This is a genomic window from Acetobacter thailandicus, assembly GCF_011516655.1.
In the GTDB taxonomy this organism is placed as follows: Bacteria; Pseudomonadota; Alphaproteobacteria; order Acetobacterales; family Acetobacteraceae; genus Acetobacter; species Acetobacter thailandicus.
The window spans coordinates 423,238-435,500 of the sequence record NZ_WOSV01000001.1 but is presented as its reverse complement, the minus strand read 5'-3'; the positions used below and the strand labels follow the sequence as shown (position 1 = coordinate 435,500).

The following is a 12,263-nucleotide window of genomic DNA, read 5'->3' as shown; positions in this document are numbered from 1 at the left end:
TTTTACCATAATGGCCTGATATCGTCCATTGCCACGATAAGCAGCATATTACTCCTGCTGCAACGACCTGATATCATGCACTGCAGCATTAACCTGCATTTCAAGGCCAACTTTGCCCAGTGCAGCAGAAGCACGCCTGGGGTCACCACCATAAATCCCCTGACTGGTCAGAGGCTGACCTGACTGCCGCAAAGCCTGCTGCCGCACCATTGACGGGTCTGCTGCCATAAGAAGAGATGTATCGCTGATATCAGCATGCATGCCAACTTCTTTCGCATAGCCATGCTGCGCCAGCCAGTGTGCATAATCATGTGTGACGGCGGTATAATATCCCACATCAAAAAATGCTCTGGCATTTTTATCATGCCATGATTTATTTAATGTTTTTACAGTTTTTTCAAGGACAGAATTATAACCACCGTGATCTCCCAGAAACACAACCAGTTTAAACCCCTGCACCCGAAAACTTTCAGCCGCAGATATCATCATTTTTTCGAAAACATCATTAGGTACTGTTATCGTTCCTGGAAAGCGCATATGTGAAGATCGCGGCGTCGTGCTACCTTCAGGGACATAAGAAACGACTGGTGCAACAAGCGTACGACCAAGCTTTTGAGCAATCTCATCTGCCAGCAATTTAACCCGTGTATTATGTTTGCCAACAGCCAGATAAGGACCACTCTGCTCAGTTGCTCCAACAGGGATAATAATAGTCGTTGTTCCGGAGTGAATTTTATTATCTATCTCTGTCCATGTCAGTTTTTCAAACTGTACACTATCACTCTGACTGGTTTGCCCATAACTGGTATCAGAAATAAATCCACTAAGAACAACTGAAAATAATGTAACAGCTTTTAATATTTTCATTATTTTTCACTTATTATCAAGAAGTGGTTTCAGGAATTTTCCTGTATAGCTTTTCTTACAGGCGACGATTTCCTCAGGGGTACCTTCGGCAATAATCTGACCACCACCATCTCCTCCCTCTGGACCAACATCAACGATCCAGTCAGCAGTTTTTATCACTTCAAGATTATGCTCAATGACAACAACTGTATTGCCCTGATCAACCAGAACATGCAAAACCTCAAGTAACTTACCAACATCTTCAGTATGTAAGCCTGTCGTTGGCTCATCAAGAATATATAATGTACGACCTGTTGCACGACGAGCCAGCTCTTTTGATAGTTTTACGCGTTGCGCCTCACCACCTGAAAGAGTTGTAGCCTGCTGCCCTAACGTCATATAGCCAAGGCCAACTTTTTGTAAAATCACCAGTCTGTCTTTTATACGAGGCTGAGCAGAAAAATACTCCAGTGCCTCATCAACACTCATAGCCAGTACATCAGCAATAGATTTACCACGAAACTTAATATCAAGTGTTTCACGGTTATAGCGTGCACCTTTACAGGTATCGCATGTTACAAACACATCAGGCAGAAAGTGCATTTCAATTTTAAGTACACCGTCACCCTGACAGGCCTCACACCGTCCGCCTTTCACATTAAAAGAAAAGCGTCCGGGCTTATAGCCCCGGGCTTTACTTTCAGGCAGTTCGGCAAACCAGTCACGTATTGGTGCAAACAAGTCTGTATAAGTTGCCGGGTTTGAACGTGGTGTACGCCCGATAGGAGACTGATCAATATCAATGATTTTATCAATTTTATCAGTGCCTGTAATCGCTTTACAGGGCTCGGGAGATGTTGATGACCCCATAAGCTCACGGGATAATGTTTTATAAAGCGTATCAATAACCAGTGTTGATTTACCACTGCCTGAAACACCAGTAACACAAACAAACGTCCCCAGTGGAAAACGTGCTGTCACATTTTTAAGGTTATTACCTGTAGCACCTTCAATTTTTAAAATTCTTTTTTTGTCAGCCTTACGTCTCTTCTGTGGTACAGGAATTTTTTTACGACCCGAAAGATATGCACCGGTAATGCTTTCCGGCACTTTTGCAACCTGCTCAGGCGTACCTGCCGCTATTACTGTACCACCATGCACACCCGCTCCTGGCCCCATATCAACCAGCCAGTCAGCACTACGAATAGCATCTTCGTCATGCTCAACAACAATCAGTGTATTGCCAAGTTTTTTCAAACGCTCAAGCGTACCAAGAAGACGCTCATTATCGCGCTGATGTAACCCGATCGATGGCTCATCAAGTACATACAGCACACCTGTCAGCCCTGAACCAATCTGGCTAGCCAGCCTGATACGCTGACTTTCTCCCCCTGATAAAGTAGCGGAGCTGCGGGCCAGTGTAAGATAATCCAGGCCAACATCATCAAGAAATTTCAGACGGTCAAGAATTTCACGTAAAATACGCCGGGCAATTTCTGCACGCTGCGGCGTAAGTGCAGGCAAAACTGTATCAAACCAGGAAAGAGCTTTATTAATTGGAAAAAGACATGCTTCTGCAATGGTTTTTTCTGCAACCCTGACACATAAGGCTTCAGGTTTAAGACGTGCACCATCACAAACATGACAGGCTTTTTCAGACTGATAACGTGAAAGTTCCTCACGAACCCAGGCGCTGTCTGTATTCATAAGCCTGCGTGCCAGACTATGCAAAACACCTTCAAAAGGTTTTGTAACAGTATAGCTTTTTTTCTCATCATGATATGTGAAGGTTACATCTTCACTTACCCCGTTAAGAATACCATCCTGTGCTGTTTCAGGCAGATCTTTCCAGGGCGTATCCATTTTAATATCAAAATGCCGGGCAAGGCTTTCGAGCGTCTGATCAAACAAAGGCGTTTTCGAATCACGCCATGGTGCAACAGCTCCTTTTTGTAAAGAAAGAGCCGTATTAGGCACAACCAGAACCGGGTTAAAAAATGTCTCTGTTCCCAAACCATCGCAGGCAGGGCATGCCCCCTGGGGAGCATTAAACGAAAACAGACGCGGCTCAATTTCTTCGAGTGTAAAACCACTCTCCGGGCACGAAAACCGCGAAGAAAAAACCAGACGCTCAGGTGTTACGTCACTGTCTTTTAATGCCTCTTCCGCATAAACAATACCGTCTGACAAACCCAGAGCCGTTTCAAGACTGTCAGCCAGACGCGTTTCCAGCCCTTCACGCACGACAATACGATCAACAACCACCTCAACAGTATGACGCAGCTTGCGGTTCAGAGCTGGTACATCAGCAATGTCATACAGCGCACCATCCACTTTAACGCGGGTGAAGCCCTTACGCTGCAACTCAAGCAGCTCTTTACGATATTCCCCCTTACGGTCACGAATAACCGGGGCCAGCAGGAGATAACGTGCACCTTCAGGCTGGGCCATTATGCGATCAACCATCTGGCTGACTGTCTGCGCTTCAATCGGCAGCCCGGTAGCCGGAGAATAAGGTACACCTGCACGCGCCCATAACAGACGCATATAGTCATAAACCTCTGTCACCGTACCAACGGTAGAACGCGGGTTTTTAGACGTTGTTTTTTGTTCGATCGAAATAGCAGGGGAGAGGCCTTCAATCGAGTCCACATCCGGCTTACCCATCAGCTCCAGAAACTGACGGGCATAAGCTGAGAGGCTTTCAACATAACGACGCTGCCCCTCGGCATAGATCGTATCAAATGCCAGGGATGACTTACCCGAGCCAGACACGCCCGTCATTACGGTCAGACAATCACGGGGAATGTCTATATCCACATTTTTGAGGTTATGCACCCGTGCACCCCGTACACGAATAACCGGCTTTTCAGATGTAAGAGTTTTTTTTGTCGGCTTTTTCACAACGGCTCCCGCTTTTTCACTGACCCGCAACCACGGCACCATGACGGCAAGGTGATCTGCTACGCTACACACACAATAACTCTTTGAATATCCCATTGCACCCAGACACATGATAGACCATCTAAAGCAACAGGAAATGGCACACACCAACCAGACTACAGGGAAAACCTGAGAGGCTCCCTGCGATAAAACAAGGATAACGACTTTATGAATCAGATTATCGGCCAGTCACTCCAAGGTAAACCAGCAGGGGCCCCATATTCAGACAATACCCCTGTTATTTCTGAGGGCTCACAGGCCACCTTCATGAAAGATGTGATTGAGGCCAGTAAAACGGTTCCTGTCCTGGTCGATTTCTGGGCTGAGTGGTGCAATATCTGTAAAAAGCTGGCACCGGTTCTCGAGCGCGTTGTAACATCGGCCAAAGGACGCGTCAGACTGGTTAAAATTGACGTTGAAGCGAACCAGTCTCTTGCCGCACAGCTTGCACAGGCTGGCCTGCCTTTGCAGTCTATCCCAATGGTGGCCGTCTTCTGGAAAGGTCAGATTCTTGATATGTTCCAGGGTGCGCCCTCAGAAAGCGAGATCAAAAAATTCATCGAGAATGTCGTTAAAAACACTGGCGGTGGCCCTCTTCCCACGACAGAGCTGATGAGCGAAGCTGATACCGCTCTTGAAGCTGGCAAGCCCGAGGAAGCAGCTGGCCTGTATTCGACTGTAATCGGCGAAGAGCTGGAAAATGCGAAAGCCTGGAGCGGCCTTATTCGTGCACTGCTCGCACTGGATGATGAAGAGTCTGCCCTTGCCGCACTGGAAGATGTGCCCGAAGCCATTGCAAAACACCCGGATATTGAAGGTGCCAGAGCCGCTCTCGAACTGAAAAAAGAAGGACGTAAAGCCGCAGAACAAAGCGAGGAGATTCACGCTCGCCTGGCAGCTAACTCTGATGATTTTGAAGCACGCTGCGAACTGGCAACCGCTTTAAACGTCGCAGGTAAACGCGAAGAAGCTGCAGAGCAGCTGCTTTACATTATCAAAACCGATAATACCTGGAACGATGGTGCTGCTAAACAACAGCTTTTGCGCTTTTTTGAAGCCTGGGGGCATACTGACCCGGTAACACTAACATCGCGTCGTAAACTTTCATCCTTCCTTTTTTCATAAGTATTTTGACAAGTGCCCCCCTCTCTTCCTGCTAATACTGACCTTCTGCGGCGGGTGCCGCAGATTTCAGACATGACACTGGCTGATATCCCTGCTGAAATCGGCCTTTTTCCTCTGTCTGGTATCGTGCTGCTGCCGCATGGAAAACTACCACTGAATGTTTTCGAACCACGCTATATCGCCCTGGTTGAAGATGCCCTGGCATCACATCGGCTAATTGGCATTATTCAGCCCGACATACACACTTCTGAACAACTGACCGGGCAGGCCACGATACCACTTTATAAGACCGGTTGCGTCGGGCGGATTATCTCATTTGCTGAAAAGCCTGATAATACCTTTGTCATCACATTGCGTGGTATTATACGCTTCAGAACCCTGCGGGAAACACAACCGCACCGGAATTACCGGTGTGCCCGTATCGATGCCTCCGGCTTTGCCGGAGACCTGAGTGAGGTGTCATCAGCCCCGTTTGATCGTAAAAAACTGCTCACTGCGCTGCGTTACTATTTATCAAAAAAAAATATTAATGTCCGCTGGTCAGCCATTGAACAGATGGAAGATGACATTCTTCTCATTACCTTACCTATGATCTGTCCTTTCCCTCCGACAGAAAAACAGGCATTGCTTGACGCAGCTACTCTGAGTGAGCGTATTAATCTGCTACACAGGCTGCTCGACCTGACCGGACTCTGACAATAAGAGTCCTCTTTTCTGATGTTTCTTTAAAGGAGCCTCTCCTGATGTCTGAGCCTCATAACCACGTCGCCCCTGACCAGCGTCTGCTCTCTCTCCTGGTCTGCCCGGTGACAAAGTCTCCTCTGATCTATGATTCGCTTACAAATGAGCTCATCAGCGAAAAAGCTGGTCTGGCCTTCCCTGTGCGCGATGGTATCCCTGTTATGCTGCCAGATGAGGCCCGCCGGCTTAAAGACTAATTCCCTCTGACAACGGATTATACGTTGTGCCTTTTCTCTCTCTGATGTCGCAGCAGCAAGGTCACGCACGCCCGGTGAATTTTTGTGTCAGAAAACCTTCTGTCAGCCTTCTTTTGGGGATTCTCCTGGTCTCGCCATGGCTAACAGGCTGCCATCAGGAAATTGAGGGAGAGAATATCGATATTCCGCCTGAGCGGCCAGGTCGCTTTCTCCCTGAAGCCTCAGAGGCTGAAGCGCGCCGGGCGAGAGAAGATGTTGCACGCCAGGAACAGGCTGAAGCCCTTCATCCTGAAAAATACAAAACTTCATCCAGTCAGCCTTATGAAGCTATTGCGCCGGGGAATGCGTCCTCTGGTCCGCTTACAACGGGCGATGGCCATATGGTTATTCCTCAGGAGGAGCCAGTTTATGGCAATGCTCCTAAGCAAAAAACCTCTGCCACGCCATCTGCTCCACAGGCGCAGTAATTTTTAAACACAGCAGATTAATTCTCATAACCCTGTGTATGTCTTCACACGCAAAGTTAATACGCCCACTGACGGCACAGCAGAAGCGCGTCAGAGCCATCGGGATAATAGCGTTTTCTGACCCCGACCTCAGCAAACCCCTCTGAGAAATATAAGGCCTGTGCGCTTTCGTTCGCTTTTGACACTTCCAGAAAGAAGCGTTCAGCACCATTGTCATACACAGTCTGCTCTGCCCATTGTAAAAGCTTACGGGCAATACCCTGCCGCCTGTACGCCGGGTCAACACACACGGTAAGAATTTCAGCTTCTCCCGCAACACTGCGCACCATAATAAAACCAGCAGGCTGATCCTGGTGCAACGCAATCCCTGTTAGCACACCAGACAAGGTAAAAAGTTCAGAGAAAGCCGCTTCATCCCAGCGGTCTGCTTCTGAAAAACTATGTGCATGAAGAGCTGCAAGAACCCCGGCATGGCATGGTTCAGCCTGCATAATATCAGAAGTCATATTATTTTATACTCAGACCGGAGCCGATCTTAGTCCACCGGCAGGACGTTTTGCTTCTGGCGGATCAACATAGACAGGCAGTGCATCCCGCGGGGGCAGATAACCGTTCAGTCTCGCCAGAGCCACCTGAGCAATCTGCTCAGCATCGGGCATAGCCAGTGTGCTGACTTCTCCCTCCGGCATGGCAGGTAAAAGGCTCACCGCATCACCGGCGACCAGCCACACTCCCGACGGAGGGATCCAGTCAGCGAGGGATACGGCCTGAACACCCTCCGTAGTTTCAATAAAAACACGACCTTTACGAGCTGCTGTAACCAGTAGCCACCCCTGCAATGGTTGCTCACTATGTTCACGAATAGTCTGCTCCAGAGAAGGACGAAGAGCTTCTCCACGCGTAACACCCGTAACAGGTACACCCAGCCCCAGAGCATAACCAGCAGCCACCGCGCAGGATGCCCGTAAGCCTGTGAAAGAACCCGGGCCCACGACAACGGCAACACAATGAGGAGCCGTTTCAGCCTCTTTGCTCCATCCGGCATCATCAAGAGCATGGTGTGCAAGGCCGGCAATACCCTCAGCAGCCTGCTTACCAGCTACTTTGCTGCAGGAAAGAAGAGTGTATCGCCCTGCTTTATGCTCAACACACGCGGCCAGACCATATGCTGACTCTCCCGCAGCACTGCCATCAAGAACAAGGATGCGGCGCATATCAGTCATAGTAAACGACAGGCCTCTTCAAAAGATAAACGCGGGGCCCGTGCAGCTAAGCCATCTGTGTCACCATAGCCCAGACACAGCAAAAAATTCGCACGCCAGCCTGTTTCGGCCAGAAAAGCCTCTTCCACTGTTGTTTCGTCAAAACCAGATACTGGCAAAACATCAAGCCCCAGTGCACGGGCCGCCATAATCATATATCCCCCCTGAAGCGTACCATTACGAAAGGCTGTCTCTTCAGAAAGGCCTACATCGGTGGCAAACCAGGACCGAAGCTCCTCACCCGGGGCGAGGTAAGGGAGTTGTTCAAAAAACAGAGGGTCATGCGCGACAATGGCAATAACAGGGGCCCCCATGACACGGTTAATATTACCGGCAGATAAAGCCGGGCGGAGCTTTTCACGCCCTTCTGAGCCGGTAATAAAAATAAAACGGGCAGGGCAACAGTTCCCCGAAGTAGGACCAAGGCACACCATATCATAAAGGCGGCGCAGGGTTTCAGCCTCCACAGGGCGGGTTGTCCAGCGACGCGGTGTCCTTGCGTTCTGAAAAAGTAGATCCTGTGCACTGCTATCCAGCATAATATATCACCTTACCCGCTGCCGCGCACATACCGTGCTGTGCCCGTTTTTAAACGGTTGAACAGGTTAGTCTTCAACCTGTTCAACAGAAACAACCTCTGGCACATAGTGGCGCAGCATGTTCTCAACCCCATGTTTAAGCGTTGCCCGTGAAGAAGGACAGCCTGAACATGCACCCTGCATTGTCAGCCTTACAACACCTTCACGGTAGCCACGAAAAACGATATCGCCGCCATCACCCGCAACGGCAGGACGTACACGTGTGTCGAGCAGCTCTTTAATCTGCTTCACAATTTCCTCGTCTTCCGGGGCGATCTTATCTTCGGTAACGCCTGCACCTTCGGTTACAACCGGCAGACCTGCCACCAGATGATCTGCCAGAGTAGTCAGCACAACAGAGCGTACCTCTGACCAGTCAGCATCATCAGCTTTTGTCACAGAAACAAAGTCGTGCCCCAGAAAAACACGCGACACACCAGGAATAGCAAACAGAACATCCGCCAGAGGAGAGCGACCGGCAACCCCATCGGCATCAATGAAATCGATAGTACCGGCATCTCCCATAACAGAGCGGCCGGGCAAAAATTTCAGTGTGGATGGGTTCGGCGTGTCAGCGGTTTCAATAAACATGGTTTGTGATCCTGATGTTCTTTGTCGGTATGATAAGATCTTACCTCAGTTGGTGCCACAATGCGAACTGGACAAGTCCTGTTAAAAAACTATTACTCTGAAATATGACCCGCACGGGCAAATCTGCGCCGCATCAGATCTGCCAGCCCCATAGCCACAATACCCGTCATCATCCCGATGGCGGTAGGAATAGCCCCCCCTCCGGGCACCATCGCAACCAGAACGCTACTCATCGAGCCAATACCAAACTGCAAGGTGCCGAGCATGGCAGAAGCACTGCCTGCATGCTGCCCATGATGGTAAAATGACATCACTGTTGCATTAGGGCCAATGAAGCCCAGAGCACCGGTAATGCTCGTAATTAAAGCACAGGTCAGCAGAGCATGATGCTCACCAGCAAACCCTGTTAAAGCCAGCACGGTAAATACAGCCCCCGAGACCACCGCCCAGGCAAGAGCAGTCTGGAGCAGAAAAGACATAGTGAACTTATGCACAAGACGACCATTGATCTGCGTACCGAGGATAAACGCGGCGGCATTCACCCCAAAAAAAAGACCAAACTGTGAGGCAGAAAAATGCAGAACCTGCTCGAACAACACCGGCGCGCTGCTCAGATAAGAGAACATAACAAAGGTAGAGAAGGTCGCTATGAGGGCATTATAACGAAACACCGGCTCCTGCAGAATAGTAAGATAACGACCGGCAATACGCAGCGGAGAGAGAGAAGTTCTTTTACTCTCATCAAGGGTGTCGGGAAGACTGCTTACAATGCCTGCAATGCCAACAAGACCATAAAGACAGCCTGTCCAGAAAATCCACCGCCAGTCGCCGAATTTGAGAATGATGCTTCCCAGACTGGGAGCCAGAACAGGCATCACACCAAAAACCAGCGTCAGCTGAGACATCAGTCTGGCCCCGGCTTTACCGGTTGCGACATCTCTAACAATAGCACGGGGAATAACAGCCGAAGCCGAGCCGCCTATGGCGCCAATAAACCGAAGCAGGCAAAAAAGATGATAATTTTGCACCACGGCACAACCAGCTGATGCAACAGAAAACACAGCCAGGCCTGTAATCAACGGTGCGCGACGCCCAAACCTGTCTGATAAAGGCCCCTGAGAAAACTGCCCCAGAGCAAGCCCCATAAACCAGGCAGCCAGCGTAAACTGAGCAGAACCAGGACCACCCCCCACCAGATCATGCTCAACCTGCGGAAAGGCAGGCAGATACATATCAGTTGCCAGCGGGCCAATCCCTGTAATCAACCCCAGAAGGACGATACGCCAGAGTGTCAGGCTGTTGCCAGAAGACAAAGAGGTTGTGGGGTGCGAAGATGTCATATCGTAAACTCAGGCAAAAGAGCGACAAGGCTGTTTCCCTGCCGTGCTATGCTGCTTTATCTGTCATTCTTTGTCAGAACAACAAAATGACCGCATCTTTTTTATCACTAACCGGAAATTTATTGGTCGGAGTAAGAGGATTCGAACCTCCGGCCCCTGCGTCCCGAACACAGTGCTCTACCAGGCTGAGCTATACTCCGACACTTACACCTGCGCCTATAAAACGTCAGAATTATTTTAGCAAGTGCCGTATAGCCTAAAGCTGAAAAGGTAATAAAATCTCCTGTCAGAACTGTTCGACTGATATGGCATACTGCCGGGTTTCTGAGATGCTACGGGCAAAAGCGGCCTCTACATCTGGTACGACCTCAATTTTTGCCCGGGCCGTAGACTCAGCAAAACCCTGCTTAACGGATGCATCAAGCATAGCAATCAGAGCATCACCCCAGCCGTCAGCATTAACCAGTAAAATAGGCTTTGCGTGCCTCTGAAGCTGTTTCCATGTCAGAATTTCCATAGTCTCATCAAAAGTACCAAAACCACCAGGCAGTATCCAGTATGCATCTGCTGTATCAAACATAATCTGTTTGCGTTCATGCATTGAATCAACAACGATCAGATCCGTCACACCTTCATGCATATTTTCACGCGAGTGCAGAAAATGCGGAATAATGCCCGTTACAGTCCCTCCGGCTTTAAGGGTGGAATCTGCTACGACCCCCATGAGGCCATTAGACCCTCCGCCATAAACCAGCTTCACACCATTTTTTGCAAGTATCTGACCTGCCTGCTCTGCAACAGTGCGGTACAATGGGCTATTGCCCATACGAGACCCGCAAAATACAGCAACAGATCTAACAGAACCAGCCATGATACAATATTCCTCTCGGTTTGTTCTTTACTTTATTCCTGCCTATGCTCTCATGCTCACCAATAAAAGGCCAGCATTATGATCGTTTTGCCTGTGCATTTAAAGCAACACACATACCAACACCTGCAAGACAGCAAACAGCCGTCAGATAAAACAAAACTCCATATCCCCAAAGCGGAATAATAAACCCAAGGAGCGGGCCTGAAACAGCAATAGCAATATCAAGAAATACCGAAAAAGCACCGATAGCCGCACCGCGGCTCTCTTCTGAAACCCGGTTAACAACCCCCACCCCAAGTGACGGGAACAACAGAGAAAAGCCAACGCCTGAGAGGCCTGCACCAGTACAGGCCCAGAAAGCTGATGGTGCCCAGGCCAGAAATGATAACCCCAGAGCCTCGACAAAAAGAGAAACTAGAGCAACCGTTACGCCGCCATGTTTTGCAATTTGCCTGGTAAATGCGAAACGGGTGAGAACAAAAAGAGTACCAAACAAAGAAAGCCCGACTGCGGCACCGCTCCAGTTACGATGGGCAAAATAAAGCGTAAGCAGTGCTGAAATAGCTCCGAACCCAACCGAGCCTGATGCCAGAGTAGCCCCGTAGGGCCAGACCTGTGAGAGCGTTTTGAAAAATGACTGTTTTTTTTGTGTCGTCATCGGAGGGACTGCAGGCTTCATAAAAGCCAGAGGGAAACCAGTCCCCATCAGAACCGCACATAAAATACCCACCATTCCAAAACCGGTCAGAAGGCCCAGAGCATGCTGATAATATAAAAAAATCGCTACAGGAGCACCCAGGGCAATACCACCATAAGAACACACACCATTCCAGGAAATAACCTGCGCCGTATTTTCAGCACCGGCGCGCCTGATGTTCCAGACTATGACAGATGTTGCTACCCAGCTCTCTGCAAAACCAAGCGTAATACGCCCTGCAAGAAGAGCGGTCAGAGACATATAAGGCCAGGTAGCAAGCATGCCGGACAATGCAATAAGCAGCCCACATAACACCCCTGTCAGCAAACCAGTTAAAACAACTTTTTTGGGGCCAACACTATCAATGCGGCGGCCGGCATCTGCCCGGGTTGCAAATGTTGCCAGATATTGAACTGACACTGCAAAACCAGCCATAGCAGAGCTGAAACCAAGCTTTTCATGCACAAACAGCGGTGTCACGGCCATTTGCAGACCAATGACGATATAACAAAACAGCGTAAACAAAACGACTGGCAGAATACTCTTTAAAGCAGAAGAAGATTTTACCTGAGCGGACGACATTACAGAAACCTTTAATTTTCTTT

The 12,263-nt window shown here is 49.2% G+C and carries 13 protein-coding genes and 1 tRNA gene; 4 read left to right on the top strand and 10 right to left on the bottom strand.

What is annotated here, in order from left to right; all coding sequences use genetic code 11:
* Positions 1 to 48: 48 nt before the first annotated feature.
* Entirely contained in the window at positions 49 to 867 is an 819-nt protein-coding gene (locus GOB58_RS02000) for a creatininase family protein (protein ID WP_173559175.1), read from the bottom strand.
* Positions 868 to 873: 6 nt separating this feature from the next.
* A complete protein-coding gene (gene uvrA / locus GOB58_RS01995) occupies positions 874 to 3,822 on the bottom strand; it encodes an excinuclease ABC subunit UvrA (RefSeq protein WP_407651724.1) in 2,949 nt (982 codons plus the stop codon).
* A 135-nt stretch (positions 3,823 to 3,957) separates the two neighbouring features.
* On the opposite strand from uvrA, the gene GOB58_RS01990 reads away from it, so the two are divergent.
* From GOB58_RS01990 to GOB58_RS01975, 4 genes are all read left to right on the top strand, one after another.
* A complete protein-coding gene (locus GOB58_RS01990) occupies positions 3,958 to 4,914 on the top strand; it encodes a tetratricopeptide repeat protein (RefSeq protein ID WP_173559174.1) in 957 nt (318 codons plus the stop codon).
* Positions 4,915 to 4,986: 72 nt separating this feature from the next.
* On the top strand, positions 4,987 to 5,610 hold the full coding sequence (locus GOB58_RS01985; RefSeq protein WP_173559270.1) for an LON peptidase substrate-binding domain-containing protein: 624 nt from the start codon (positions 4,987 to 4,989) through the stop codon (positions 5,608 to 5,610).
* 47 nt (positions 5,611 to 5,657) lie between these two features.
* Positions 5,658 to 5,852 (top strand): Trm112 family protein, encoded by a 195-nt coding sequence (locus GOB58_RS01980; protein WP_086635644.1) that lies wholly within the window; start codon positions 5,658 to 5,660, stop codon positions 5,850 to 5,852.
* A gap of 26 nt (positions 5,853 to 5,878) precedes the next feature.
* Positions 5,879 to 6,319 carry a hypothetical protein gene (locus GOB58_RS01975; protein WP_086553747.1) on the top strand — a complete coding sequence of 147 codons (441 nt, stop codon included), beginning with the start codon at positions 5,879 to 5,881 and terminating at the stop codon, positions 6,317 to 6,319.
* A 56-nt stretch (positions 6,320 to 6,375) separates the two neighbouring features.
* Here GOB58_RS01975 and rimI read toward each other — a convergent pair whose 3' ends face one another.
* The 8 genes from rimI to GOB58_RS01935 form a co-directional block, all read right to left on the bottom strand.
* The gene (rimI, locus tag GOB58_RS01970) at positions 6,376 to 6,825 is read right to left on the bottom strand and encodes a ribosomal protein S18-alanine N-acetyltransferase (RefSeq protein WP_173559173.1); all 450 of its coding nucleotides are present in this window, start codon (positions 6,823 to 6,825) and stop codon (positions 6,376 to 6,378) included.
* Positions 6,826 to 6,837: 12 nt separating this feature from the next.
* Complete coding sequence (tsaB, locus tag GOB58_RS01965; protein WP_242005182.1) at positions 6,838 to 7,542, bottom strand: tRNA (adenosine(37)-N6)-threonylcarbamoyltransferase complex dimerization subunit type 1 TsaB; 705 nt, start codon at positions 7,540 to 7,542, stop codon at positions 6,838 to 6,840.
* Positions 7,539 to 8,120: a malonic semialdehyde reductase gene (locus GOB58_RS01960; RefSeq protein ID WP_173559172.1), complete on the bottom strand. Its 582-nt coding sequence runs from the start codon at positions 8,118 to 8,120 to the stop codon at positions 7,539 to 7,541. The genes tsaB and GOB58_RS01960 overlap by 4 nt, the downstream gene beginning before the upstream one ends.
* 66 nt (positions 8,121 to 8,186) lie before the next feature.
* On the bottom strand, positions 8,187 to 8,750 hold the full coding sequence (locus GOB58_RS01955; protein ID WP_173559171.1) for a NifU family protein: 564 nt from the start codon (positions 8,748 to 8,750) through the stop codon (positions 8,187 to 8,189).
* 92 nt (positions 8,751 to 8,842) lie between these two features.
* A complete protein-coding gene (locus GOB58_RS01950) occupies positions 8,843 to 10,090 on the bottom strand; it encodes a multidrug effflux MFS transporter (protein ID WP_173559170.1) in 1,248 nt (415 codons plus the stop codon).
* A gap of 123 nt (positions 10,091 to 10,213) precedes the next feature.
* Positions 10,214 to 10,290: transfer RNA gene (locus tag GOB58_RS01945), tRNA-Pro, on the bottom strand.
* A gap of 86 nt (positions 10,291 to 10,376) precedes the next feature.
* The gene (locus tag GOB58_RS01940) at positions 10,377 to 10,961 is read right to left on the bottom strand and encodes an LOG family protein (protein ID WP_173559169.1); all 585 of its coding nucleotides are present in this window, start codon (positions 10,959 to 10,961) and stop codon (positions 10,377 to 10,379) included.
* A gap of 76 nt (positions 10,962 to 11,037) precedes the next feature.
* Complete coding sequence (locus GOB58_RS01935) at positions 11,038 to 12,240, bottom strand: MFS transporter (RefSeq protein WP_086553741.1); 1,203 nt, start codon at positions 12,238 to 12,240, stop codon at positions 11,038 to 11,040.
* Positions 12,241 to 12,263: the final 23 nt, after the last annotated feature.